General features: G+C 49.1%; 20 protein-coding genes. 9 read left to right on the top strand and 11 right to left on the bottom strand.

The annotated features are described in order from the left end of the window. Window positions 1-67: 67 nt before the first annotated feature. Entirely contained in the window at window positions 68-988 is a 921-nt protein-coding gene (locus DWX68_RS12975; protein ID WP_117796620.1) for a LysR family transcriptional regulator, read from the bottom strand. Between the two features lie 211 nt (window positions 989-1199). Here DWX68_RS12975 and DWX68_RS12980 point away from each other — a divergent pair, with 211 nt between their 5' ends. The 3 genes from DWX68_RS12980 (at window position 1200) to DWX68_RS12990 (ending at window position 4740) form a co-directional block, all read left to right on the top strand. Continuing rightward, window positions 1200-2063 carry a DUF6282 family protein gene (locus DWX68_RS12980; RefSeq protein WP_117796621.1) on the top strand — a complete coding sequence of 288 codons (864 nt, stop codon included), beginning with the start codon at window positions 1200-1202 and terminating at the stop codon, window positions 2061-2063. 13 nt (window positions 2064-2076) lie between these two features. Further along, window positions 2077-3390: an SLC13 family permease gene (locus DWX68_RS12985; RefSeq protein WP_117796622.1), complete on the top strand. Its 1314-nt coding sequence runs from the start codon at window positions 2077-2079 to the stop codon at window positions 3388-3390. Window positions 3391-3741: 351 nt separating this feature from the next. Continuing rightward, on the top strand, window positions 3742-4740 hold the full coding sequence (locus DWX68_RS12990; protein WP_118482328.1) for an isocitrate/isopropylmalate dehydrogenase family protein: 999 nt from the start codon (window positions 3742-3744) through the stop codon (window positions 4738-4740). A 141-nt stretch (window positions 4741-4881) separates the two neighbouring features. On the opposite strand, the gene DWX68_RS12995 is transcribed toward DWX68_RS12990, so the two are convergent. Both DWX68_RS12995 and DWX68_RS13000 read right to left on the bottom strand, forming a co-directional pair. Then, complete coding sequence (locus DWX68_RS12995) at window positions 4882-6555, bottom strand: AAA family ATPase (protein ID WP_118629796.1); 1674 nt, start codon at window positions 6553-6555, stop codon at window positions 4882-4884. Between the two features lie 274 nt (window positions 6556-6829). Continuing rightward, window positions 6830-8830, bottom strand: a complete 2001-nt coding sequence (locus tag DWX68_RS13000; protein WP_117796625.1) for a LacI family DNA-binding transcriptional regulator — start codon at window positions 8828-8830, stop codon at window positions 6830-6832. A gap of 381 nt (window positions 8831-9211) precedes the next feature. On the opposite strand from DWX68_RS13000, the gene DWX68_RS13005 reads away from it, so the two are divergent. The 5 genes from DWX68_RS13005 to DWX68_RS13025 all read left to right on the top strand — a co-directional run bounded on the left by DWX68_RS13005 (window position 9212) and on the right by DWX68_RS13025 (window position 15406). Continuing rightward, on the top strand, window positions 9212-10240 hold the full coding sequence (locus tag DWX68_RS13005; RefSeq protein ID WP_117796626.1) for a sugar ABC transporter substrate-binding protein: 1029 nt from the start codon (window positions 9212-9214) through the stop codon (window positions 10238-10240). Window positions 10241-10339: 99 nt separating this feature from the next. Further along, on the top strand, window positions 10340-11848 hold the full coding sequence (locus tag DWX68_RS13010) for a sugar ABC transporter ATP-binding protein (RefSeq protein WP_117796627.1): 1509 nt from the start codon (window positions 10340-10342) through the stop codon (window positions 11846-11848). After that, window positions 11848-12834: an ABC transporter permease gene (locus tag DWX68_RS13015; RefSeq protein WP_107001726.1), complete on the top strand. Its 987-nt coding sequence runs from the start codon at window positions 11848-11850 to the stop codon at window positions 12832-12834. The genes DWX68_RS13010 and DWX68_RS13015 overlap by 1 nt, the downstream gene beginning before the upstream one ends. A 36-nt stretch (window positions 12835-12870) precedes the next feature. Continuing rightward, window positions 12871-14346 (top strand): glycoside hydrolase family 32 protein, encoded by a 1476-nt coding sequence (locus DWX68_RS13020; protein WP_118629798.1) that lies wholly within the window; start codon window positions 12871-12873, stop codon window positions 14344-14346. 97 nt (window positions 14347-14443) lie between these two features. Next, window positions 14444-15406 (top strand): carbohydrate kinase, encoded by a 963-nt coding sequence (locus DWX68_RS13025; protein ID WP_182432194.1) that lies wholly within the window; start codon window positions 14444-14446, stop codon window positions 15404-15406. 116 nt (window positions 15407-15522) lie between these two features. Here DWX68_RS13025 and DWX68_RS13030 read toward each other — a convergent pair whose 3' ends face one another. The 8 genes from DWX68_RS13030 to DWX68_RS13065 all read right to left on the bottom strand — a co-directional run bounded on the left by DWX68_RS13030 (window position 15523) and on the right by DWX68_RS13065 (window position 24585). Continuing rightward, a complete protein-coding gene (locus DWX68_RS13030; RefSeq protein ID WP_118629800.1) occupies window positions 15523-17277 on the bottom strand; it encodes a [FeFe] hydrogenase, group A in 1755 nt (584 codons plus the stop codon). Then, window positions 17271-19112: an NAD(P)-binding protein gene (locus DWX68_RS13035; protein WP_107001723.1), complete on the bottom strand. Its 1842-nt coding sequence runs from the start codon at window positions 19110-19112 to the stop codon at window positions 17271-17273. The genes DWX68_RS13030 and DWX68_RS13035 overlap by 7 nt, the downstream gene beginning before the upstream one ends. A gap of 366 nt (window positions 19113-19478) precedes the next feature. Then, window positions 19479-20666, bottom strand: coding sequence for a J domain-containing protein (locus tag DWX68_RS13040; RefSeq protein ID WP_118629802.1), 1188 nt, complete (start codon window positions 20664-20666; stop codon window positions 19479-19481). Window positions 20667-20824: 158 nt separating this feature from the next. Beyond that, window positions 20825-21343 carry an Hsp20/alpha crystallin family protein gene (locus DWX68_RS13045; RefSeq protein ID WP_118293946.1) on the bottom strand — a complete coding sequence of 173 codons (519 nt, stop codon included), beginning with the start codon at window positions 21341-21343 and terminating at the stop codon, window positions 20825-20827. Between the two features lie 294 nt (window positions 21344-21637). Next, window positions 21638-22996, bottom strand: coding sequence for an MATE family efflux transporter (locus tag DWX68_RS13050; protein ID WP_118629804.1), 1359 nt, complete (start codon window positions 22994-22996; stop codon window positions 21638-21640). Continuing rightward, window positions 22989-23438, bottom strand: a complete 450-nt coding sequence (locus DWX68_RS13055; RefSeq protein WP_118629806.1) for a MarR family transcriptional regulator — start codon at window positions 23436-23438, stop codon at window positions 22989-22991. Before DWX68_RS13055 ends, DWX68_RS13050 begins: the two co-directional genes overlap by 8 nt. A 153-nt stretch (window positions 23439-23591) precedes the next feature. Further along, the gene (locus DWX68_RS13060) at window positions 23592-24032 is read right to left on the bottom strand and encodes a peptidylprolyl isomerase (RefSeq protein ID WP_117796635.1); all 441 of its coding nucleotides are present in this window, start codon (window positions 24030-24032) and stop codon (window positions 23592-23594) included. 115 nt (window positions 24033-24147) lie between these two features. Next, entirely contained in the window at window positions 24148-24585 is a 438-nt protein-coding gene (locus DWX68_RS13065) for a transcriptional repressor (protein ID WP_118629808.1), read from the bottom strand. Window positions 24586-24835: 250 nt separating this feature from the next. Between DWX68_RS13065 and DWX68_RS13070 the strand changes: the two genes are divergently transcribed. After that, the gene (locus DWX68_RS13070; RefSeq protein ID WP_117796637.1) at window positions 24836-25852 is read left to right on the top strand and encodes a metal ABC transporter substrate-binding protein; all 1017 of its coding nucleotides are present in this window, start codon (window positions 24836-24838) and stop codon (window positions 25850-25852) included. The last annotated feature ends 1 nt before the right edge of the window (window position 25853 follow it).

A 25853-nucleotide genomic window follows, 5' to 3' on the forward strand; every position in this document is an offset into this window, starting at 1 on the left:
CAGAACGTTTGTTGAATGGGATTAACCCATCAACACGTTTTGTCCTATAACCCGCTTTTTAAGAAAATTACCTCCGCAGCAGCTCCGGCGCCATCTCCTGAAACAGCTTCGCGAGCGCCATCGCCGCCCGCGAGCGGTATTTTCCGGCGGGCCAGGCGAGCGCCAGATCGAGGAAAATACCATCTTTCCCGATCCGCAGATAGCGGAACTCATCCCGCATGATGCGGCAGGAACGGTAGGTAAACGCGAGTCCGACCCCCTCCCGCGCCATCGCCGCAGCAAAAGAGGCGGAGAGGTAGGTGTCGAGTCCCAGAGGTTCCACACCCGCCTCGCGCAAGGATCGGCGGGCAGTCCGTCCGAGGACGGTGCTGGGCGGGCCCAGAATATATTCAAATGGTGCGGTGTCCTTTAGGTCGATCCACATCTGTTCCGGATCCGATTCGCATGGCTTCGCAAACCTCATGACCGGGTGATCGGCGGTAGTGGCGATCATGATCTCATCCCGCATCAGGGAATCCACACCGTGTTTGATTCGAACCGGCGGCGCGGCGATCAGCGCCAGATCTAAAAGTCCCTCTAAAATCTTATTTTCCAGATCAATGCTGTCCATCTCACAGATCTCCACATGAACCCGTGGATACAGGGCATGGAATTTTTTCAGAACCGGCGGCAGCAGGTACGTCCCCCGGTAGGTGCTGATGCCGAAGATGACGGTGCCGCCCTTTAAATTTTCAATATCCGAAGCCTCACTGCGCGCCTCCTGGTACTGCTGTAAAATCTGTCTGGCATGGAAAATAAACGCCTCCCCGGCAGAGGTTGGACGGACTCCGCGGGCTGTGCGGACGAAAATCGGCGTTCCCAGATCCTGTTCAAATAGGCGGACTGCCTGACTTAAGCTTGACTGCGCCATAAACAATTTTTCGGCCGCGCGGGAGATGCTCCCCTCGTTAGCGACGGTTACGATATAGTCTAGTTCTTTTAAATCCATGAGAATCCCCCTCACGAGATATCGGAATTTTCGATATCTGGTATAATAAATCTTGCCTTTCTCCTATAACAAAAATAGTATAAGATAAAAACAAGCAAAAATCAATGGCAGAGACTGAAGCAGCGGCTGGAAAATCGAATAGGAATCCGGCGAGGGAACGCAGCTTTGAAAAAGCCTCTGTGGACGATTACAAATAGGAGGAATAAGCAAGATGAAGCAGGATTTAATGAAGGGCATTATAGATATGCACGTTCACACGAATCCCGATCTGCGTCTGCGGGCGTATGATGATTTCGAACTGATGGAGGCAGCTATCCGGGTTGGGGCACGCGCTATCGTCATCAAGACGCATCAGGGAACCACGATGGATCGGGCCTATCTGTGCAACCGCCACAACGAGATTGTACACGGGAAAACGAACAATTTTACGATGTTTGGCAGCATTACCTTAAACAAGGTAGTCGGCGGCATCAATCCGAAGGCAGTCGATGTGGCGCTTCGTCTGGGTGCTAAGGTAGTATGGCTTCCGACCCAGTCGGCAAAAAACCATATGCAGAAGATGAATCAGGATCTGAGCCAGTGTGTGGAAGTAGTGAAAGATGGTAAAATTGTACCGGAGCTGCGTTCAGTGTTGGAGCTGATTCGTGACCACAACGCTGTACTGGGAACCGCACATATTGCACCGGAGGAGATTTTCACTGTTGTGGAAGCTGCCCGGGATATGGGAGTAAAAAACATCGTTGTAACGCATCCGGAATGGTGGATTGTAGGCATGAGCCATGAGGATCAGCTTCGTCTGGTAAAGGATTATGACGTTATCTTAGAGCGCTGCTATGCACAGAACATGGGTGGCGGAAAGTACAAGAGCAATCTGGCAGATAACCTGGAGCTTATCAAAGAAGTTGGCTATAAAAATGTCATGGTTGATACCGATGGTGGCCAGACAGAAAACCCGCATTGGGAGCTGGCACTGGCGGAATATATGCAGTATCTGGTAGATCATGGAATTTCGGAGGAGCAGGTGTACCATATGACACACACTATTCCGGCAAAACTGTTGGGCATCGAAGAATAGGGGGACGCATCATATGTTAAGTGCAGTTTTGGTGGCATCCATTGCGGTTGCCGTTATATTGGGATATAAAACGAAAATCAATACGGGATTTTTCTGTATTGCCTTTGCATACTTGATTGGTTGTTTTGGCATGGGATTAAAAACAAAAGAGCTGATTGGCTTCTGGCCGGTCAGCACCATGTTTGTCATCCTGTCAGTATCACTGTTTTATAACTTTGCAGCTGTGAATGGAACACTTGAAAAAATGTCGGCCAGTCTTCTCTATATGTGTCGTAAATTTCCGGGTATGCTTCCCTTTGCGTTATTTTTTGTAGCAGTTGTGCTTTCTGTTATGGGCGCTGCATACTTTACCGTTCTGGCATTCCTGGCACCGATTACCATCCTTATCTGTGAGGAAGCAAAGATGGACAAGCTGACCGGTGCGGTGGCGATCAACTGCGGTGCACTGGCAGGCGGAAACTTCCCCACGGCTTCGCTGGGCGTCGTATTCCGCGGTCTGATTGATACCGCTTATGAAGCTGAACCGGCCATTGAAGCAACGAATTCCTTTGTAGATGAAATGAAAATTTTCGCCTTTGCAATTGTATTTTCCCTGATTCTGATTGCGATTTTCCGCTTTGGCTTCAAGAGTAACCGCGGTATCGGAAAGGGCGTAACCTTTAACCGTCCGGAACCGTTTGATAAAAAGCAGAAAACAACCCTGCATTTAATGATTCTGATGATGGTAATTGTCCTGGTATTCCCACTCTTAAAGATGGCAGTTCCTGGTAATGAACTGATTGGAAAAATTGCTGGAAAGGTTGATGTAGGACTGGTGGCATTCTGCTTTACCATCATTGCACTGCTCTTTGACCTGGCACCGCAGAAGGAAGTGATTGCACGTGTTCCGTGGAACACCATCCTCATGATTGCCGGAGCCGGCATGCTTATCGCCGTTGCAGTTCAGGCCGGTACCATTGATGCATTATCCGCATGGATTGGCTCTAATGTTCCGACAGCCCTGATTCCGCTGGCATTCAGCTTTGTAGGTGCATTTATGAGTTTCTTCAGCTCTACAACAGGTGTTGTAGCACCGGCCCTGTTCCCGCTGATTCCGGGACTTGCAGCAGCCACCGGATTAAATCCGGCAGCACTTTTTGCCTGCACAATTCTTGGTGCCCAGAGCAGTGCTATCAGCCCGTTCTCATCCGGCGGCAGCCTGATTCTTGGTTCCTGCGGAAACGAGGAGGACCGAAATCACTTATTCAACCGTCTTCTCTTTGTAGCAGTACCTATCAGCGTTATCTGCTGTGCGGTATATAACCTGATTGTAGCAGTTGTTCTGTAAGGGAAATTTTATCTCAGTCGAGAAGACTCCCACATCTTCAGGTGGTGAGTAATAGCAAATTTGTCTCAGTGGAAGCCTTGTCTCCGACTGAGATAAACGCTCCGCGAGGATGCGCAGTGATTCTGTAAAGAATATGTCAGCTTACGCTGACCAGAATCACGCGCCAAGTCTCACGGGCGTTCGACTTGAATGAGAAGATGTTTGTTCGAAAAGCTGTCAGCCTGTTCTGGCAGCTTTCGATGAAATATGAAGATTGGAAGTAACTGTTCAGTAGGTCTGCGCATTTACTGCGCGTGACTGTGAAGGTACTGAACAGTTACGATTGGGAAAATCAAGAAGGAGGATAAAGAAATGAGTCATAAAATTACAGTATTTCGCGGCGATGGTATCGGTCCGGAGTTAGTTGATAATGTGTTAAAGATTTTAAAAGCGGCAGATGCACCGCTGGAATATGAAATTTTCAATGTTGGTGAGGATGAGTGGAAACGCAATGGTGCCCTGATTCCAGAGGAAGCTTATGCTTCTTTCGAGCGCACCAAAGTACTCTTAAAATCCCCGATTACGACTCCGGTTGGAAAAGGATTCCGCTCCCTGAATGTAACACTTCGCGGACAGTATGATCTGTATGCCAATATCCGCCCGGTTAAGTCTAACGCGGCAGTAAAAACTCCATTTGAGAATGTGGATATCGTGATTTTCCGCGAAAATACAGAAGGTCTTTATGTTGGTGTAGAGGAGCAGGTAAATCCGGATACGGTTCATGCAATTAAGATTGTTACAAGACAGGCCAGCGAGCGCATTATCCGCGATGCATTTGAGTATGCGAAAAAGAACGGACGGAAGAAAGTAACCTGTATTCATAAGGCAAATATCCTGAAAATGTCCGATGGCATGTTCCTTTCCATCTTTAAGGAGATCACAAAGGAATATCCGGAGATTGAAGGCGATGATAAAATCATCGACAATACCTGCATGCAGCTTGTTATGAACCCGAACCAGTTTGATGTTATGGTAATGCAGAACCTGTACGGAGATATTCTTTCAGACCTGTGCAGCGGTCTGATCGGCGGGCTGGGTCTGGTTCCATCCAGCAACATCGGTTCTGACTATGCTATGTTTGAGGCCGTACACGGCAGCGCGCCGGATATTGCAGGAAAGCACCTGGCAAATCCGACTGCATTCCTGTGGTCTGCCTGCATGATGCTAGAGTACTTAGGTGAAAATGAGACCGCCGGACGCATCCGCAAGGCTGTGGATGAGGTTCTGGCAGAAGGCAAGCACCTGACAAGAGATCTGCATGGAACTGCAACCACCGAGGAATATGTGGACGCAGTGATTGCGAGACTGTAAGAATTTAATAAGTGAAGATGTAAGAAGGGGCTGTTGCACAAACCGTGCAGCAGCTCCTTTTGGCTATAAAATAGGGTTATCGGCCAGCATATTTGTAAATGCGACAGACGCCCTATTTGTGTATAAAAACAGATGCCAGCATTATTTACCTATCCCCTTTACCATACACCGTTTCTTGAAGAAAGAAATTCCATAACAGAAAATTTTATCATAATTTCCCTCAAATTCTTTTGCATACATGCGTTCATCGATCTGGCGCAGGGCTTTGTCGCAGTCATCGCTGAGTTTTTCAAATGTTTTCGAATATTTCGCCTCGAAAATCGCCATTCGTCCACCGTGCAGATCATATACAACCACATCGCTTCGTCCTTCGCCATGCTCACGGTTTGATTCTACCACATATCCGGCTCCGGCAAAAATTCCGGCTAAAAAGGCGTGATAAAAATCTTCTTTATAATCATGGTAGCTGATTGTCATACGCAGCAGGGCATTCATCTCCTGTGTGAGCAGGTCGGTGTTGCCGTGCCATACAGCATAAAATAATTGTTCCCGATTCCAGGTTTTGGCGCTGTCGTTAAACCATTTTAAAATGGTACTTTCGAAGATTTCCCGGATTTCAGCATTCGGAATCATCAGGGCAGTTAAACCATCTGGAAGGTTATCGATGCGAGCCTGCGTCAGATAGCCGGTAAGATACAGGATACTCCACAGATTATCTTCGGAGGAATGGAGGTAATCATACGTCAGATTTTCTTCCACATGCTGAAGAATATAGCCTCCGGAAAGAAGCGCCTCCAGCTTCATCGTGATATTGCTTCCGGCATAGTCGATAAACGAACGGATGATCGCGTTATCGCTGGTATTTTTCCAGTAACCGATGGGTCTTGCATCTGGCTTTTTCTGGCAGTCGAGAAGATAATTCATTACATCCCACGGACAGTAGACATCCGAAGCACCGAAGTGATAGCCGTCATACCACGCCTTGATTTGCGAAGCCCGATCAAGCATATCAGCATCCAGAAGAAGCTTTTCCATGTCAGCCTGGGTAAATCCAAAATATTCATCCAGTGAAGAAGAGGAAATAGTGTCGGAAACAAAATTGTTGGTTCCCGTAAAGATACTTTCCTTTGCGATTTTCAGACAGCCGGTAATAGTGGCAAAACGCAGGGTACTGTTATCTTTCAGTGCTGTACTCATGAGAGATTTCATCAGTTCCAGCATCTGTGGATAATAACCATTTGCGCTGGCTTTGGCAAGCGGCACATCATATTCATCCAGAAGCAGAATGACGGGTTTCTGGAAATGTGCCTGCATCATACGCATCAAGAGCAGAATGCTGGTTTTTAACATAGTATCTGTCGGCTTTCCATCGACAATATCGGCAAGCTGTATAAATTCTTTTCGATCATTTTCATTAACTGAAGGGCTGTCTGCCAGATAGCTGTGTTCATTGCAGAGACGGGCAATCTGGGAGCGGAGCATATCCCTGGCAGAAGCATAATCCAGTCCGTCTACATCCTTAAAGGTCAGAAAGAGCGTTGGAAATTGATTCATCCATGCCTGGCATAGATCTGGGCGAGATTCGATTTGAAGTCCGGTAAAAAGATTCTGGCTTTTTTTTCGAATATCAAAAAAATTGGCAAGCATACTCATCGCCAGTGTTTTTCCAAAACGACGCGGGCGGGTAATCAGGGTGACTTCCGAGTTATTCGTCAGAAGATCAGCGATCAGCCCGCTTTTGTCAATATAATAATAGCCGTTTTCGCGCAGCTTTTTAAAATCAGAAATACCAACAGGGATTTTTAAGGGTGTCATCGACGATGCTCCTTTCGGAAGATACGGAATTGTTACGAATAACTTTATCATATCATGGGGGGAGGTGGTTGGCAAGATTTTAAAAGAAAGCGGGATGCGCTCATGTTCGGAAGAGGTGTATGGGGTTGAAAAATAGCTACTGACCCATCTGCTTCTCCCGTTACTGTTCACACACGTGTGCCCAGCAACGGGATTTTGCCGATGCTACGCATTCCAAATCGGCAAAATCTGCTGTCGGAACTGTATCGTACGGAATTTTCAGTTCAGAAAATTCCTACCTGTGAACTGTTACCTTCTCCCCCAGCTCCTCCGGCAGTGCCTCAAAGAAAATATCCTTCCAGGCACGTTTCAGCTGTTTTTCATGAACCACATAGGGCTGCACGCCGATATATTTGGGGACGTTATTGCTGACAAGGGATTTGGCGACTGCAAGAGCAGCCGCTTTTCCCTGGTCATATGGTCTCTGGGTGCTGAGTCCTTTTACAAATCCTTGATTCATTTCTTCTGCAATCTCAAAATCCAGATCTGTGGTAAAGACAGCAATATCTGTCCGGTTCAAAGCTTTCAGGGCCTTGATGGCGAGCAGGGCGGGGCGGTCCCAGCTCACATAGAGCGCCTGGATATCCGGGTGCTCGTTTATCATCTCATAGCATACCTTGTAGGCATTTTCAATTTGAATAAATCCCTTTCTGGCAGTGATTTCAATGTCGGGATAGGATTCCCTTAATATTTTTTCGGCACAGTTATCACGCTCGGTAGTGCCGTAAAACATGGCGCCGTGGATGATGAAGCCGACTTTGGCGTGCGGTTTTTCTTTCAGGTATTCGCCGATCATGCGCCCTGTATTGGTGCCATTTTCCCGCTCATTGACGGAGATACAGGAGACGTAATTGTTCCGGCTGAAATTCTGCGGGACATTGCTTAAAAAGACCAGCCGCGTCATTTTGGACAATTCCTGAAATGCCGGACCCGTCTGGACATCGTCGGTGGGGATGGCGATGACGGCGTCCGGGTGTTGCATTTTGATGCTTTCGAGCTGCATATTCTGGAGGGCAGGATCAAAATGGGCGTCCATGGTGGAAATAATATCGATTCCGTACTGTTCCAGTTCATCCCGGATGCCTTTCTGATGCAGGGCAGCCCAGGCGGTTCCAGTGTAGTGGAAGGAGATGGCGACGCGGTAATTTCCAGTTCGCAAAAGCTGTTTTTCCTCCTTGGAGAGGCGGATGCTGTCCGGGGAGACGGCGTGTTCACCGAGCGGACCGTTGTCGATGATCCGGGTGGAATCACGCAAAATCAGCTCTACATCTGCATAGCGGGTCAAAGGCGCGCCGGAGAGGTGGTTGATCTCGTCAAAGAGTGCCTGCGAGGCGAGTTCTGCCATCTGGTCGATGTCCCGGTGGATGCAGGATAGCGGTGGGGCGGTCAGCTCGCACCAGAGCATATCGTCAAATCCGATGATGGAAATATCGCGCGGACAGTCTTTTCCCAGCTCCCGCAGCGCCTTGAGAAGAAACATAGTCAGCCGGTTTCCACCGGCGATGATAGCGGTGGGGAGATACCGGGTGATGCTTTTCTGAATATTCAGGCTGATGGTATCACTGGACTGATACAGATTGATCTCCGCGATGCAGGAACTGCTCAGGGTATGGTTGGCGGAGAGAAGCGCCCGCTCATATCCGGCAATCTTGTCCTGTTTGGCGAGGCTGTCTGTTTTTTCTACCAGAAACAGCACATTTTCGTGTCCGCTCTCAAAAAAATAGGAAGTAGCGGAGTGAAATGCTTTGGTGTAATCAAAAAGGATCCGTGGAGTGACATCGTCATCGATGAATCGTTCGACACAGACAAACGGGATACCGGATTCATAGAGAAATGAATAGGCAGCCGGATTGCTGCTTGCCGGGGAGAGAAAGATGCCGATGGTCTTGGCACTGGAGATTAAGTTTTGCAGGATGCTTTTCTCCTCTTCCAGGTTGTCGTTGGTGACGGCGGTGTAAAACTGATAGCCCTGGCTGGTCGCGTAGGACTGCAGCTGATTGCACAGATCGCAGTAGAGCGCGCTCTTGATATTTGGAAAGACAGCGACAATCTGTGAACTGCGTCCGCTGCGGATTTTACGCACCTTTTTTTTGATTTTTTCAGAATATCCACTTTCTTCAATAATAGCTTCGATTTTATCCACCAGTTCCGGGCTGACATAGCGCGTATGGTTGATAACATGGGAAACGGTGGCGATGGAGACGCCTGCCTTTGCGGCGATTTCTTTGATGGTCATAAAACTCCCCCTTGCTGGTACGGATTTAGTCCGGCGGTTCCTGCGCGGCTGGATTTGGATTTGCCGCAGTTTTATATTTCTGTTTTTGATTATAGCACAAAAATTGGGGTAAAACGATAAGATGAATGAAATTTACGTAAAAAATTAAAAGGAACGGTAGAAATGCATAAATATCAATAAAACAGGATGAATATATCGCTGAAATTAGTGCAATATGCCACAAGAGTATTGACGAAAGGGCATGGAATAGAGTAATATCTAGATATCAGACAGGGAGACTCCTTCCAGAGAGAAAAATTTTTACGTAAAAATAAAAAGAAAACTATAACAATCCGTTTGAAATGCACTAAACAGTGACGAAGTAAGAGGAGGATCAGATTTATGAAAAAAAGTCTTAGATTTACAGTAGCAGGTCTTTCAGTTTGCATGATGGCAGCAATGCTGGCAGGATGCGGCTCTTCCGGCAGTACCGATACAACAGCGGCAGCTGATGCTTCTGAGGCAGCGGCAGATACGCAGGAAGCTGAGGCAAAGACCAGCGATTTATCGTTTGCATTCTGTACGAATACTTTAAACAATACTTTCCAGAGTTCCATTGATGCAAAGCTCAGCGAGCTGTGCAAGGAAAACGGCATTTCCTACACCTGCCTGGATCCAGATTATGATTTAAACAAGCAGCTCAGCCAGTTATCTGACTGTGCAAACAGCGGTTACGATGCAGTGTTTGTTATCCCGGTTGACTCCGCAGGTATTACCTCCGGACTGGCTGAGATTGCAGACGCAGGCATTCCGATTTTCAACGTAGATACCGCAGTCATCGATGATGATATCGAACAGTTCGTGACACAGTTCGTTGGAACCAACGCATACATGGCAGGTCAGTTAGTGGGCGAGCAGATGACGAAAGATTATCCGGATGGCGCAAAGATTGCAGTTCTGGATTTCCCGTCCAATGAAAGCTGCGTGGATCGTGTCAATGGTTTCCTTGAGGGTCTTGGCGATCAGAAGGATAAATTTGAGATTGTAGCACAGCAGGATGGCGGTGCAGCGCTGGATCAGTCGATGGGACTGGCTGAGGATATCATCACAGCAAACCCGGATCTGGAAGCATTCTTCTGTATCAATGACCCGTCTGCCCTGGGTGCGGCAGCAGCTATCAAGGCAGCAAACAAGACCGGCGAGATCGGTGTATATAGCATCGATGCATCCCCGGATGGAAAACAGGCACTCTTAGACGGCGAGTTCACCGCAGTTGCATGCCAGGTTCCGCTTCAGATTGCAGAATATGCATTTGACGCAGCCGAGAAATATGTAGGCGGCGACACCACAATCGATGAGAAGAAAGTATATCTGGATTCCCATCTGGTAGAGAAAGAAGAGGCAGAGAAGACTCTGAACGATTGGCAGTAATGGACTGCGAGGAAGTTTAACAGTTACGTGAAATAAAATAAAACATGGAAAATGCGGCGATGGGGTTCATTGCCGCATTTCTAAAAAACGGAGGGTTCTATGGGAAAAACAATTCTGGAAATGATAGATATCAAGAAAAGTTTTTCCGGGATCTATGCATTGTCAGGGATCAATTTTTCCCTGGAAATGGGCGAGGTTCATGCGCTTCTGGGAGAAAATGGAGCGGGTAAATCAACGCTTATCAAGGTCCTTGGAGGAATTTATAAACCGGACAGCGGAACAATCAAGATTAATGGTCAGGAAGTTGAGATAAATGGTGTTTCGGATGCCCAGGAGAAAGGAATCGGAATCATACATCAGGAGATCGTCCTGGTTCCGTATCTGACGGTCGCGCAGAACCTGTTCCTGGGACGGGAGATCAAGACGAAATTCGGCACCGTGGATATGCGGGAGACGAACCGCCGGGCAGGCGAGATGCTGGCAAACCTCGGGGTCAATATCCACCCGGATACGCTGGTAGAATCTTTGACGATCGCCCAGCAGCAGATGGTTGAGATTGTAAAGGCGGTATCCTTCGACGGACGGATCATCGTCATGGACGAGCCGACGTCCTCCCTTTCCAATGACGAGGTAGAACAGTTATTTGGAATCATTGAGAGATTAAAAGCAAAACAGGTAAGCATTATATATATTTCCCACCGTATGGAAGAACTGTTCCGGATCTCGGATCGGGTTACCATCATCCGCGATGGCGCCTATGTGGGAACGAAAAAAACATCGGAGACGAATGCGAACGAGCTGGTAGCCATGATGGTAGGACGGGAGTTAGAGAGCTTCTATGCCAGAGATTACAACGATCTGGGACATGCAGAAACGGCGTTGGAAGTGAAGAATTTAACCTGTGAGGGTGTGTTCTCAGATATCAGCTTCCGGGTAAGAAAGGGAGAGATCCTGGGATTTGCGGGTCTGGTCGGAGCCGGACGAAGCGAGATCATGGAATGTATCTTTGGAGCCAGAAAATACCAGAGCGGAACCATTCTTTTAAATGGAAAGGAAGTCCGCTTCACGACACCGATCCAGGCAATCAAGGCGGGCATCGGACTGGTGCCGGAGGATCGGAAAAAACAGGGACTTGTCCTTGGCAATACGGTCGGTTTTAACCTCACGCTGGCATCGATTGACTCTTATATTAACGGAATTGCCATCAGCGACCGGAAATGTCAGGAAGTGATTGATTATTATAAAGAAAAGCTTCATATCAAAGCAGTGGCAGACCGGGTGGAACTGGTGGAAGCGGGAAGCCTTTCCGGCGGAAACCAGCAGAAGATTGTCCTTGGAAAATGGCTGGCAATCAAGCCGGATGTCCTGATTCTGGACGAGCCGACGAGAGGCGTCGATGTCAATGCGAAGTTTGAGATTTATTCCGTTATTAATGAGCTGGCGAAGGCGGGTATCGCCGTTATCATGGTATCCAGCGAGCTGCCGGAGATCATTAATATGTGCGATAACGTATGTGTCATCAAGGCGGGAAGAATGACGGGAATGCTTGGAAGAGAAGAACTGGATCAGGAGAGAATCATGCAGTATGCAGCAGGAGGCGAAGAGTGATGAACGGAAAGAAAAGTACAGCAGGCAATTCGGTACTCTCGGTATTTACCGGAAATACAGGAATTATTGGAGTGCTGGTTATCTTATGTGTGGTAGTCGCACTGGCAACCGATAAATTTTTGACACCGAGCAATATCATTTCAGTGCTCAGACAGATTTCCATTAATACATACATTGCACTGGGAATGACGTTGATTATTATTCTCGGACACATCGATCTGGCAGTTGGCGCGATCGTAGCGATGAGTGGAACTCTGACGGTAGGATTTGTAGTTAATCAGGGACTTCCGATTGGCGTGGCGATTGCGGCTGGAATCATCATCGGTGTTGTGGCTGGTCTGATTGATGGTATGGTTGTATCGAAATTCCGTGTTCCGGCATTTATCATTACGATGGCAATGATGAATGTCTGCAACGGTATCGCGTATGTATATTCGGGCGGACAGTCCACCCGTATTACGGATAAGTTTTTCATTGCAATCGGAACGGGTTATCTGTTTAACATTATTCCGCTGCCGGTTGTCTATATGGTTATTTTAATTATCGTATTTAGTTTTCTGCTTTCTAAAACAAAATTTGGTACCTATGTGTATGCAATCGGCGGAAACCGTGAGGCGGCGCGTCTCTCAGGTGTTCCGATCAAGAAAGTCGAGATCATCGTGTTTACATTGTCGGGCGCCCTGGCGGCGTTTGCGGGTCTGGTTCTGGCATCGAGAATGTATTCCGGACAGCCGTCCGTCGGAAGTGGCTATGAGATGGATGCGATCGCAGCCTGCGTCCTCGGCGGAACCTCGATGGCAGGCGGACGCGGACGTATCAGCGGTACAGTATTCGGCGCGATGGTAATCGGTATTATTTCCAATGGTCTGAATCTGATCGGTGTCAGCTCCTACTGGCAGCTGATTGTAAAGGGTCTGATCATTGCCTGCGCGGTTGTACTGGATTCCCAGAAGGGCAATCTGGCACTCCTCAGAAAAAAGAAATGATTCCAAGAGCACATTTAGAAAGGCAAGGAGAGAAGAATGGACTTTTTCAGAAAAATGTCATTTGCGGATTCGACCGGTGACGCGATTCCGTTTTATCATGAAGGTAAATATCATATTTTTTCACTGACATCCCCGCCAGGAACCACGGTATATCCGGCGAGACTGCGTACTACATGGAGCCACTCTGTTTCGGAGGATCTGGTGCACTGGGAGGAGCTGCCGACAGCACTGTATCCGGGCGAGGGCGATGAGCCGGATGCGTCCGGCGTGTGGACGGGATCGGTTATCTACGGCGAAGGAAAATATCACGCATTCTATACGGGTTACTGCCTGACGGCAGAATATCAGCAGACGATCTGCCATGCGACGAGCGAGGATGGTATCACCTGGACGAAGGACGCGGCAAACCCGGTTATCACGCCGATGATAGAGTTATATGAAAAGCTGGACTGGCGTGATCCGTATGTATTTTATAATGAGGAAGATAAATGCTACTGGATTCTGATCTCGGCGAGACGGCTTGATATGCCGGTGACAAGACGCGGCTGTATTGTCCTGTACCGCTCGAAAGATCTGGTAAACTGGGAGTATTATGGTCCGTTGTATTCGGCAGGCAATACGAATTGTCCGGAATGCAGCGAGATGTACAAGATAGGCGATACCTGGTATCTTTCCTATTCCCGCTTTTCCGAGTTTGTCAACACGATTTACCGCACTTCCAAATCTCCGTTTGGACCGTGGAAAAAGCCGAAGAAAGACGGCATCGGCGGACGCCGCTTCTATGCAGCTAAATCCATGCAGGATGACAACGGGCGCCGTTTCTACTTTGCCTGGGCGCATGACCGTGCAGAAAACAGCGACCGCGGCGAGTGGTACTGGGGCGGCACGTTCTGTATTCCGCATGAGGTCGTTGCAACGGCAGACGGACAGCTGGACGTGAAGCTTCCGGAAGAATATGTAAACTGCTTTAAAGAGAAAGTTGACTGGAAATACCTTCCGGTCATGGGAGAATACAAGCTGTATGGAGATACAACGGTTGAGCTGGATGGATGCGGGACAACCGCGTATGGTTTCCTGGAGCAGCCGGAAGAAAAGTTCCTGTTTACCGGCACGGTGATCCCGAAAGAAGCGAATGATTCCTTCGGAATCCTGTTGAAATCCGACTGGGAGGCAAGCGGCTGCCTGTTCTTAGAGTTTGATGTAGCGATGCAGCGAGTGTCCCTTCTGTCCCTGCCGATGGGAGTTGACCCGTTCTGGGAGCAGTCCTGCCAGGCGGTTCCGAAAGCAACGGAACCGGGACCGGATGGCGTTCGGGTGGCTGAGAAGACCTTTGAGATTAAAGATGGACAGACAATTGATGTAAAGATTTCGGTGGACCATGATATGGTTGAGGTGTTCGTGGGCGAGCAGGTGGCGTTTACCTATCGTATTTTCCGGAAACCGGAGTACGAGATCGGTCTGCTGGCACAGGATGCGAAAGTAGAATTTGCAAATATTGCGATTCGGAAGTAAAATTCCTTGTGAGAGACGAACGGATGTGGCTGTCCGCCTGTGAGAGGGCTGGATGGCGGCACCATTGATATAACTTGTAATACGGAGGATGATTCGTATGAGAATAAAAACAGACATCACAGCGCTGGGAGAGCTTCTGATTGATTTTACTCCAGCAGGCGTTTCACAGCAGGGAATGCGTCTGTTTGAGCAGAATCCGGGAGGTGCGCCGGCCAATCTGCTGGCGGCGGCTGCGAAATTTGGAAGGAAGACAGCATTTATTGGCAAAGTGGGTAAGGATATGCACGGCGATTTCCTGAAGGAAACCCTGATCCGGGCAGGTATCAATACGGACAACCTGATTCAGGATGAAAAGTATTTTACTACGCTTGCATTTGTAAGCCTGAAAGAAAACGGAGAGCGCGAATTTGCCTTTGCGAGAAAGCCGGGGGCAGATACGAATCTGTGCATGAAAGAGATCGATCCGGAGATTCTGGAAAATACGAGAGTATTTCATGTCGGTTCCCTGTCGCTGACCGATGATCCATCCAGGACGGCAACCTATGAGGCGCTCAATATTGCTAGAAACAGCGGTGCGGTGATTTCCTACGATCCGAACTACCGGGCGGCGCTCTGGAGCGATCCGGAGACCGCACAGCTTCGGATGCAGTCGCTGATTCCCTATGTAGATATGATGAAGATTTCGGATGAAGAAACCTCGCTTCTGACCCCGTATCAGGATCCGGAGGAAGCGATTCAGTATCTGCTCCGTCAGGGCGTGCACCTGGTGGCAGTGACGCTCGGAAGAGATGGCGCACTGATCGGCAATGAAAATGGAATCGTAAAGGCGGAGGGCTTTTCCTCCCATGCGGTCGATACAACCGGCGCTGGTGATTCCTTCTGGGGAGGTTTTCTCGCCTCCTATCTGCAGGAAGAAACCTCGCCGGAACACCTGACCCGGGCGCAGATGATTCAGTTTGGCAGGGTCGGCAACGCAGTGGCAAGCCTGTGCGTCGAACGCCGCGGCGGAATCTCGGCAATTCCGGAGATGGAGGAGATTGAAGAGAGGCTGAGAGGCTAGAAGAAAAGATAGAGTAAGTAGTTGGTAACTAGCCTCAGATTGGTCATCTGTGAATGACACAAAACCCCAGAGAGCGGCAACTCTCTGGGGTTTTGTTGTGTGACCGTTTGGATATATTAATATTCCTCCACATGCAGCAGATGATGTGCACGATCGGATAACGGAGCTTCAAGATACTCGTCATACAGTGTCTGAACCGCCTTGTTTTCATGGCTGAACCGGATGGCGCTGCGGGCGTCGTAGCCGCGCAGGCACTGGTCGCGGTCTGCGCAGTCCTTCGGCTTATTCTGGAAGGATGGGCGGATCGGCTGACCGCCGCCGTTGATACAGCCGCCCGGACATGCCATGACTTCAACGAAATCATAGTGGCATTCGCCGCGTTTCATCGCCTGAATGAGGCGTCTGGCCTCTCCTAGGCTGCTGAGTGCTGCACAGTGCAGTTTTACACCCTTGATATCGATTTCCAGTTCCTTAAAGGAACCGATCTGGCGCAGAACCTTCAGCGGACTCTGTTCGCCGATCTCCGGATTTTCACCGGTTACGGTGTGGTAAGCGGTACGAAGAGCTGCCTCCAGTACGCCGCCGCTGGCACCGAAGATAACACCGGCTCCGGTTGCTTCGCCGAGAGGATCGTCAAAATCGCACTCCGGAAGTCTGGATACATCGATATGATCGGCCTTGATGAGACGGCAGATTTCACGGGTGGTCAGAACATAATCAATATCCTGTCCGGTTCCGGCGCTGTCCATGCCCGGAAGAGTCAGTTCACGCTTCTTGGACATACACGGCATGATGGAAACACAGGTGATATTTTCCGGTGCAATGCCTTTTTTCTGTGCAAAATAAGTTTTGATGACAGCACCGAACATCTGCTGCGGGGACTTGGCAGTGGAAAGCTGCGGCAGAAGCTCCGGATACTGGCTCTTTGCAAAGCTGACCCAGCCAGGGCAGCAGGAGGTGAACATTGGCCAGCTGTATTTATCCGGCTGCTGTAAACGGGCTAAAAGCTCGTTGCTTTCCTCCATGATGGTCAGATCGGCTGCAAAGTCAACATCGAATACATAGTCAAATCCAACGGATTTTAAGGTGGATACGAAACGTCTGTCAGTAGCAAATTCCGGGGAAAGACCAAATTCTTCACCCCATGCGGCCCGGACAGCCGGAGCGACAACCGCTACGGTTACCTTGTCATCATTTGCCAGTTCACCGTGGATACCATTGATGGCTTCCACATCATCCCGCTCCTGGAGAGCGGCAGTCGGGCAGTGGGTAACGCACTGTCCGCAGAGAGAACAGTCGGATTCTTTGATTTCCAGATTGTGGGAAACATCGACGGTTGTATGGGAACCGGTTCCGGACACATCCCAGATATTTAAGGTCTGGAGCTTGTCGCAGATCTGGACGCAGCGCATGCATTTGATACATTTTCCTGCATCACGGATCAGTGGGAAAGTAGAAGTCCAGATCATTTCCGGATATTCGTTTTTATAACGGTCAACGGTCAGGTTCAGATCACTTGCCACCTGTTTTAATTCACAGTTGGAACTGCGCACACAGGTGGGACAATTGGTGTGATGCTGGGAAAGAAGCAGTTCCACGTTGATCTTGCGGGCTTCGCGGACCCGCGGGGAGTTTGTGAGAATCTCCATGCCTTCCTGAACCTGGTTGTTGCAGGAGGTAACGAGATGGTGGATTCCCTTCACTTCTACAACGCAGACACGGCAGGCACCGATCTCATTGATATCTTTCAGATAGCAAAGATAAGGAACGTGAAAACCGTTGTCGCGACAGGCGTCCAGAATCCGGGTTCCTTCTGGAACCTGCAGTGGTATATTATTAATTTTGATGGATACAAGATTCGTATTTACCATGATGTGGTCCGCCCTCCTTTGAAGTTTCCATAACCGAAGTGATCACAGCGCAGGCAGCGTCTGGCTTCCTGGCCAGCCTCCTTGAGGCTCATGCCGCATTCGGTAAGTGTAAAGTCACATTTGCGTTCTCCGGCAGGACGCTCTGTCAGGTTGACACGTCCGCAAGGAGTACGGTCGGAGAGATCCGGTTCCGGAATCTTCACATCGCAGGTAATCTCGTGGTTGTAGCCGAGATACTGGTCGATGTTGGCTGCGGCTACCTTGCCGGCAGCGATTGCACGGATCACGGTTGCCGGTCCGGTTGCACAGTCGCCTCCGGCGAAGATACCCGGCATATTCTGAATGGAGGTCCATCCGGTTGCCTGGATGATGCCCCATTTTGCGTCGATACCCTGTTCTACGAAGTAACGGCTTTCGATGCCCTGCCCCACAGCTGCGATGACGATATCACATTCAACCGGGATAGAGTCGGTGCCGATAGCCTTCGGTGAAGGACGTCCGCCGCGGATTTCTCCCGGCATCTGCTGGCTTACCCAGAGAGCTTTTACCTGGCCGTCCTCGTCTGCTTCAATCCGTTCCGGTGCGTAAAGTTCCATGATCTCTACGCCTTCAGCCATGGCACTTTCAACCTCTTCCGGAAGAGCTGTCATATCAGCTTTGCGGCGTCTGTAGGCAACTGCCACCTTGTCTGCACCCAGGCGGACAGAAGAACGGGCTACGTCCATGGCTACGTTGCCGCCGCCGATGACACAGACCTTCTTTCCGGTAAGATCCGGATATTTGCCGTCGCCGATAGCACGGAGGAATTCGACAGCGGAGATAACACCGCCGGCATCTTCTCCCTCAATACCAATCTTTTTATCACTATGAGCGCCGATGGCGATGTAGATAGCATCATATTCTTTGCGGAGTTCATCCAGAGACAGCTGTCCTGGATCGTTTCCGACCGAAGTTTCAAGACGGACTTCCACACCGGTTTCCAGAATGACATTGATATCATCCTGCAGGCGCTCTCGTGGCAGGCGGTAGCTTGGAATTCCGTACAGCAGCATGCCGCCGAGTTTCTTGCGTTTTTCAAATACAGTGGTCTGATGTCCCATCAGCTGCAGATAATAAGCAGCGCTCAGGCCGCTGGGGCCGCCGCCGATGATCGCGATGCGCTTACCGGTGGAGGTTGGACAGACCGGTGCCGGTACATATCCTGCCATATCCACAGCTACACGTTTGATACCGCGGATATTGATAGAATTATCCAGCATGTTGCGGCGGCAGCGGGACTCACATGGGTGCTCGCATACCAGCGCACAGGCGGTTGGGAATGGGTTGTCCTTGCGGATCAGGCGGACTGCATCGGCATAGCGTCCTTCGCCGGTCAGGGCGATGTAACCCGGAATATCAACTCCGGCCGGGCACAGAGCTACACAGGGAACCGGCTGATCAAGATTACTGCGGCAGCGGTTGTGTAAGATATGTTCCATAAAATCCTCTTTGAAGCCGTCCAGTCCTTTTAAAACCATCTGGGCAGCGGTATAGCCGATGGCACAGTCAGCCGTGCTTTCGATGACACGGGCTGTTTCCTCCAGCATGGTTAAATGCTTCATGGTTCCTTTTCCGTTTAGGATGTCTTCCAGAAGATTGGAGAGCTGCGCGAGACCGATTCGGCAGGGAACGCATTTGCCGCAGGTCTGTGCATGGCACATTTTTAAAAATGCAGCGGTCAGGTCGACGGGACAAAGACCTGGCGGGCTGGCGATGATGCGCCGTTCCAGATCCTTGTAAAGCCCTTCTACGACATTCTGAGCCTCGCTGTTAGTAGGTATAACGAGTCTGCTCATAAGGTGTAAACTCCTTTCATAAATGTGAAATAAAATGCGTTATATTTTTCGATGCAATTATGTGTTTACTATAACATAAAACGAGCGAAAAATACAAGATATTTATTGCAAAATATCTAAAAAAAGAAATGAAAGTGAGGTAAAAACAGATAAAATAGATAAGAAAGATAGGTATAAAGTGTGAAAAAATGTTGAATATATAGCTGCGGTAATTTCATGACAATTAAAAAGTGATGAAATTGTGGATTGCCCGCAATTAAAATATCATATTTGTGAAAATCACAACCATATATATGAAAATAATAGGGCGAAAATTCTATGATATTTTTGGCTTTACAGACGTTCAGTAAAAAACGGCAGGAGCCGTCAAGCTGCGCTCCTGCCGTTGGGTCCGCCCTGACTGTTTTTGTTCAGTCCGCAGGCGTGTTCAAATTCGCGAAGTTTCTGTTCTGCCTCGGGGGTCAGATGGTTCGGGACATCGATCTGGACCGTCACGTACTGATTGCCATGGATGGACGGATTCTTCATGGAAACAATGCCTTTTCCCTTTAATTTAATCTTGGTTCCCGACTGCGTCCCGGCTGCGATCTTGCACAGGACATTGCCGTACAGGGTGGAAACCAGCGCCTCACCGCCGAAGACTGCGGTGGTAAACGGAATGCGGACAGTCGAGTAAACATCCATCTCCTTGCGCTCCCATCCCGGTTTCGCGGTGACGGTGATATTTAAAAGAAGATCGCCCGCCTCGCCGCCGCCCGTTCCCGGCATGCCTTTTCCTTTCAGACGGATAGATTTACCGGTATCGATGCCCGCTGGGATGTGAACCTGTAAAGACTGGCGCTTGCCGGTCTGTGGGTTCTGCAGAGTGATGAGCTTCTCGCAGCCGGATACGGCTTCATCAAAGCTTATGGTTACATCGGACGTGAGGTCAGAACCTTTCTCACGGAAATCGGCGCTGTGAAAGCCCTGACTGCCGCCGAAGGCGCCAAAGCCAGACCCGCCGCCAAAATGAGCGCTAGAACCGCCAAAACTGGAACCACCGGTAAAATGAGTCCCAGAGCCGCCAAACCCGGAACCGCCCGTGAAATGTCGGCTGCGGGAACTGCCGCCCGAACTCTTGCCGTGGAACATGCCGCCAAACATATCTCCAAAAATGTCACCCATATCGTCCATGTCATCCCCGGTAAAATGGTATTCTGCATAACCGCCCGGACCGCTCTGATAGTGCCAGGCACCGCCCTGACCGGTACCGCCAAAGCCGGAGCCAAATGGACCATTTCCAGAAGCGCCGGCACCGCCAGCTCCGCCGTATGCGGCGCTGTTCGGGTCAAATGCGGCGTGACCGAAGCGATCGTAGAGTTTCTTTTTTTCTGGATCACTTAAGATCGAATAGGCTTCGTTGACATCCTTAAACATCTGCTCTGCCTGGGGATTACCGGCATTGGAATCCGGGTGATACTTTTTGGCAAGTTTCCGGAATGCCTTTTTGATCGTCTCCGCACTGGCGTCCCGCTTTATCCCCAGTATGTCATAATAGTCTCTTTTCTCTGCCATCGATTATCACCTCCGTAGATGCAGTGATTTAAGTTTCAATTATTTAGGTTATGATAAAAGATTGGGTATGATAGAAGCTGCCGCATCCCTGCGACAGCTCCTGAAGCTATCTGGCTGCTGGCAACACAATGTGTGAGCCGCAGCTGCCTATCTGATTATTAACCTTCGATGGAAACGAAATGCTTCTCTTCAACCGCTTTCTTTTCCAGCTCTTTCGGGAAGGTCAGGGTCAGAGTGCCATTTTCAAATTTGGCATGGATATCCTTTTCTTCCAAGTTCTCGCCGACGTAGAAGCTTCTGCTTACATTGCCGCTGTAGCGTTCCTGGCGGATATATTTAACGGTTTTCTGCTCGGCTTTAGCGTTCTTCTTGGAAGCATCTGCTTCTGCGGTCGTTGCATCTTTCTGATTCTCCTCCGGCATATCTTTCGATGTGACTTCTTTCGAACCGCTGACGGTCAGATAGCCATCTTTCAGCTCAATCTGAAGTTCGTCTTTCTTAAATCCCGGCAGGTCGATGGAAACTTCATAATCCTTATCGGTTTCCTTGACATCCGTCTTCATCAGCTGGGAAGAGGAAGCGCCATACAGTCTCTGGTTAAAGCTCGGGAAGGAAAAATCCATCCAGTTATCAAAGTTATCAAATACACTATTATTAAAAATACTCGGCATATACATAAGTCATCTCTCCTTTTAGTTATCTGTAAATGTCTTTGTAGTTATCATCTATGTAAAAACATTGGGAGGAAAAGGGGAACTCATTCATTTCCTTGTCTTTTCCTTTGTTCTAGCTGTAATATAACACACATAATTAGCACTGTCAAGAGGTGAGTGCTAATTTTCTGTGAAGTTTTTGTGAACAACGCAATTATTCACGGGTAGGCACTTTTGGAACCGAAAGTACCGTAATGATAACAGGCAGACACCTTCGCTCTGAAAGTGCCTGCCTGTTACGGAGCAGTTCCTATGTTTTTATATGATTTCTTCCACTGGCGGGTGCTGCTGTTTCCGGGTCCAGTAGATATAATATCCGATATTTAGTACAATGCCGACGATCGTAGAAACGGGGGCTGCGAGACCGATCTTGGTCAGGCTGGCGTCCGGCTGGATACTCATGAAATACGCTAGCGGGAGACGCACCAGAAGTGTCTGGATGAGTCCCTGTGTCATAACCCAGAGTGTCTGGTTATTTCCGTTGAAATATCCGATCATGCTGAACAGAACCGCGGTCACGATGGACTCAAGTGCGAATCCTTTCAGGTAATCATAGCTGTTCTGGATGACCGCCGCATCCGTCGAGAAGAAGCCGGACAGGATATCGCCCTTTAGGAGAACCAGGGTAAAGACGATACAGCCGACGCACAGACCGACGCCGATTCCCGTAAAAAGGGTGTGCTTGGCACGCTTGACTTTCCCTGCCCCTACGTTTTGGGAGACGAAGGAAGCCATCGACTGCATCAGGGCGCTCGGGACGAGCATGGCGAAATTGACGATCTTGCAGGCTACACCGTAACCGGAGGATGCCTCCAGTCCCAGGCGGTTGACGAACGCGCACAGGGCTAAGAAGGAAAGCTGGGTTAAAAATTCCTGGAGCGCGAGCGGCAGCCCGATGGAAAGAAATTTCGGGCACTGGGTGTTGAACCGGAAATCATGCCGGGTGATCGTAAATGGCAGTTTTTTCTTAATTAAAAGAAGAATAGCAAATATGACGCTGAGCGCCTGCGCGGAGACGGTCGCGATGGCGGCGCCGGCGGCGTCCATATGAAGACCAGCTACCAGTGCGAGATCGCCGATCACATTGACGATGCAGGCAACCAGGACAAAGAGAAGCGGCGACTGGCTGTCACCGAGCCCGCGGAAGATGGCGGACAGCAGGTTGTAGGCGACGATGAAGAAAATGCCGCCTCCGCAGATGCGGATGTAGCTGGCGGTCAGATCCACCGCCTCCTCGGGTGCCTGCATGAGAATGGCGATCGGGCGGGCAAAAAAGACCATGACGACGAATAAAACGGCGGAAATGAGCGTAAACACGATCGAAGCTCCGCCGACAACCGCGCCGATCTGCTGCGGTTTCTTTTTACCGAGATAGCGGGCGATCAAAACCGTGATACCCATAGCGAACTGGATTACGACGAAGGTGACGAGGTTTAAGACCTGGCTGCCGGTGGAGACAGCGGAAAGGCCGGAAGTCGAACCGAACCGTCCAACCACCAGCAGATCGACCGCGCCGTATGCCGCCTGCAGAATCAGTGCGCCGAGTACCGGAATCATGAAGGCAATCAGTTTTTTCAGAATACTGCCTTGTGTAAAATCAGCTTTATCATTATTCATGGGAATCCCTCCGTTTGCACATAATCTGATAAAATGTCTCCATCGTCTGAACCATCTGGCGGGCATCTTCCTCAGAGATGGTATCTAAAGATGGGGCGAGCGCGCTGAAGTATTCGGCGTCATACGTCTGTGAGAGCGCCCTGCCCGCTTCGGTGATGGAAATGTAGGTAACACGCCCGTCGTTCTGCGAGGCTTTCTTTTGGAGATAACCGCCCGCTTCCATCTCCTTGACAGTCCGGGTCACGCCTGGGCGAGGCAGGTTCAGCGCATCGCTGATGTCCGATATTTTTACATGGATGCCGTTTCGCTCCAGCGACTGGATGACATCCAGATATTGAATATAGGAGGAAGTGACTCCCTTCGGCAGCGGCGGAAGCATATCCCGGATTCGTTTGCCCTGATAACAGGCGTCCAACATCCGCTTGATTGTTTCGATGGTCATATGGAAAGTCTCCTTATCAAATAGTTACTTGTGATAATTACCGTGGGTAATTATAGTGGAGGAGTGAGAATTTGTCAAGAAAAAATACCGCCAGCTCCCGGGATGGGCGCTGACGGCGCGTGTTGTTATAATGTAAGGGCAGTTATGTTACGGTTATTTTACTTCAACCAGCTCAATCTTAAAGTTAAGCTCCTTACCAGCCATCTCATGATTGGCATCAAACGTGATATTTACCTCATTCTTTGCGATAACCTTGACCGGGAACGGCTGTCCCATCTGGTTGGTTAAGTATACCTGCTGTCCAACTTCCAGTTCCTCGGAACCTGGCAGTTTAGCGATCTCCAGTTCCAGAATGGCGTTCGGATCCGGCATGCCGTAAGCTTCCTCCGGCATCAGGTGAATCTCTTTCATCTCGCCTACTTCCATATCAGCGACAGCGGCATCGAAGCCTTTGATCATCTGACCGGCACCGCAGACAAACTCAAGGGGTTCGCCACGATCGTAGGAAGAATCAAACTGTGTTCCGTCATTAAAGGTTCCTTTGTAATGAGTGCGGCAGGTTTTGCCGACATTGCGTCCTGTGATTTCAGACATGATAAAATCCTCCAAAAGATATTGATATGCGGTAATGGGAAAATCCGCCTCAAACGGCCGTTTTCCGGTAAATTCGTGTGCATATGCTACCAGTATACTAAAAAATGCAGGAACATTAAAGCTCTTTTTCAGAACCTTCTTTGGCGGCGCATTCCTGGCAGAGGCCATGCAGCAGATCACCGCTGCATTGGAGCAGAAAGCCATGCTCTTCTAGGAGATGCTGACGGAGTTCATCCATGAAATCGCAGTCAAGGTGAAACAGGCGTCCGCAGCGGGTACATTTAAGATGAAGATGCTCCATACAGTGGGCACCTTCTCCGGCATATTGGTAAACGGCTTTGTCATTTTCAGCATCTGGATATTTGATAACGATGTGCTCTCGGCACAGTTTGTCTAAAAATCGGTAAATGGTGGTAGTATTGGTTTCTGCCCGTTTTTCTTTCAGATAATTTTGTATATCGGCAACGCTTACCGTGCTGGAAGCGTGCTCTTTCAGGAATTCGAGAATCTCAGTCCTTGTTTTGGTTGTATATGGTTTTCGGATCGAAGTCATACGGCAATATCTCCTTTGTCTGTTAGCTCCTATTTTAGCGGTGAAGGGAGGAAGCGTCAAGCCGCATAAGAATAAAATGCAACTCATTTGCAAATTAATCTTGACGATGTAAAAAAAGGGTGCTATATTAATAAACGCAAATTACTTGCATTTATTAATGTGTAGAGCAGAAGACACAAAGCCTGCTGTTGACAGGCAGGTGCTTCTGCAAATGCTATGCGATAACCTACAGCTGAAAGGAGCAGACAGAATGAAAAAGAAAAGTGTGTTTATGGGAATGATAGCAATCTCTGCACTCGTGTGGATGACGGGCTGTGCCGGAAGGGCGGTGGAATCGTCCGATATAGAGACCGAACAGGAGGAGAAAGACGGAAGCGGGGAAACAGAGACGGATGTAATAAGCATCGATGGAGACAAGTTAAAGGTCATGGCGAGCTTTTATCCGATGTATGATTTTGCCCAAAAGATAGGCGGCGATCGGGTGGAGGTGACGAATATGGTGCCGGCGGGAACGGAACCTCATGACTGGGAACCGGCAGCTTCTGACATCAAGAAGTTGGAAGAGGCAGATATTTTTATATACAACGGAGCCGGAATGGAGCACTGGGCTGCCGATGTGCTTACGTCGCTGGACAATAAAAACCTGATTGCGGTGGAAGCATCTACGGGAATTGATCTGCTGGAAGGCTCAGAGCATGAGGAGGAAGAAAACGGAGAGAAGGATGAGCATGCAGAAGAGATTACCTATGACCCCCATGTGTGGTTAGCGCCGGAAAATGCGAAGAAGGAAATGGAAAATATAAAAGATGCACTTGTATCAGCGGATCCAGATCATCAGGAGTATTATGAGAAAAACTACCAGACCTATGCGAAGAAGCTGGATGATCTGGATGCAGAGTATCAGGAAAAATTATCGGATGTGAAAACACGGGATGTGATAGCTGCACATCAGGCATTTGGGTATCTGTGCCAGGCATACGGTTTAAACCAGAGCGGAATCGAAGGATTATCCGCAGATTCAGAACCGGATGCAGCCCGGATGAAGGAGATTGTGGATTTTGCAAAAAAACATCAGGTTAAGACCATCTTCTTTGAGGAGCTGGTAAGTCCGAAGATATCGGAAACGATTGCAAAAGAGATCGGAGCGCAGACAAAGATGTTAAATCCATTAGAAGGGCTTAGTGATGAGGAATTAAAAGCAGGGGCGGATTATTTTTCTGTAATGGAATCAAATCTTGAGACATTGGTGGAAGCACTGAATCAGTAAA

Origin of the sequence: Clostridium sp. AF20-7, assembly GCF_003479275.1 — a bacterium.
Classification (GTDB): Bacteria; Bacillota; Clostridia; order Lachnospirales; family Lachnospiraceae; genus Otoolea; species Otoolea fessa.

What these genes read in the sequence shown, in the direction of transcription:
- DWX68_RS13070 (WP_117796637.1), top strand. Translation starts at nt 24,836, where the DNA reads ATGAAAAAGAAAAGTGTGTTTATGGGAATGATAGCAATCTCTGCACTC.
- DWX68_RS13040 (WP_118629802.1), bottom strand. Translation starts at nt 20,666, where the DNA reads ATGGCAGAGAAAAGAGACTATTATGACATACTGGGGATAAAGCGGGAC.
- DWX68_RS12985 (WP_117796622.1), top strand. Translation starts at nt 2,077, where the DNA reads ATGTTAAGTGCAGTTTTGGTGGCATCCATTGCGGTTGCCGTTATATTG.
- DWX68_RS13015 (WP_107001726.1), top strand. Translation starts at nt 11,848, where the DNA reads ATGAACGGAAAGAAAAGTACAGCAGGCAATTCGGTACTCTCGGTATTT.
- DWX68_RS13020 (WP_118629798.1), top strand. Translation starts at nt 12,871, where the DNA reads ATGGACTTTTTCAGAAAAATGTCATTTGCGGATTCGACCGGTGACGCG.
- DWX68_RS13000 (WP_117796625.1), bottom strand. Translation starts at nt 8,830, where the DNA reads ATGACCATCAAAGAAATCGCCGCAAAGGCAGGCGTCTCCATCGCCACC.
- DWX68_RS13025 (WP_182432194.1), top strand. Translation starts at nt 14,444, where the DNA reads ATGAGAATAAAAACAGACATCACAGCGCTGGGAGAGCTTCTGATTGAT.
- DWX68_RS13035 (WP_107001723.1), bottom strand. Translation starts at nt 19,112, where the DNA reads ATGAGCAGACTCGTTATACCTACTAACAGCGAGGCTCAGAATGTCGTA.
- DWX68_RS12980 (WP_117796621.1), top strand. Translation starts at nt 1,200, where the DNA reads ATGAAGCAGGATTTAATGAAGGGCATTATAGATATGCACGTTCACACG.
- DWX68_RS13010 (WP_117796627.1), top strand. Translation starts at nt 10,340, where the DNA reads ATGGGAAAAACAATTCTGGAAATGATAGATATCAAGAAAAGTTTTTCC.
- DWX68_RS13065 (WP_118629808.1), bottom strand. Translation starts at nt 24,585, where the DNA reads ATGACTTCGATCCGAAAACCATATACAACCAAAACAAGGACTGAGATT.
- DWX68_RS13050 (WP_118629804.1), bottom strand. Translation starts at nt 22,996, where the DNA reads ATGAATAATGATAAAGCTGATTTTACACAAGGCAGTATTCTGAAAAAA.
- DWX68_RS13030 (WP_118629800.1), bottom strand. Translation starts at nt 17,277, where the DNA reads ATGGTAAATACGAATCTTGTATCCATCAAAATTAATAATATACCACTG.
- DWX68_RS13055 (WP_118629806.1), bottom strand. Translation starts at nt 23,438, where the DNA reads ATGACCATCGAAACAATCAAGCGGATGTTGGACGCCTGTTATCAGGGC.
- DWX68_RS13045 (WP_118293946.1), bottom strand. Translation starts at nt 21,343, where the DNA reads ATGTATATGCCGAGTATTTTTAATAATAGTGTATTTGATAACTTTGAT.
- DWX68_RS12975 (WP_117796620.1), bottom strand. Translation starts at nt 988, where the DNA reads ATGGATTTAAAAGAACTAGACTATATCGTAACCGTCGCTAACGAGGGG.
- DWX68_RS13005 (WP_117796626.1), top strand. Translation starts at nt 9,212, where the DNA reads ATGAAAAAAAGTCTTAGATTTACAGTAGCAGGTCTTTCAGTTTGCATG.
- DWX68_RS12995 (WP_118629796.1), bottom strand. Translation starts at nt 6,555, where the DNA reads ATGACACCCTTAAAAATCCCTGTTGGTATTTCTGATTTTAAAAAGCTG.
- DWX68_RS12990 (WP_118482328.1), top strand. Translation starts at nt 3,742, where the DNA reads ATGAGTCATAAAATTACAGTATTTCGCGGCGATGGTATCGGTCCGGAG.
- DWX68_RS13060 (WP_117796635.1), bottom strand. Translation starts at nt 24,032, where the DNA reads ATGTCTGAAATCACAGGACGCAATGTCGGCAAAACCTGCCGCACTCAT.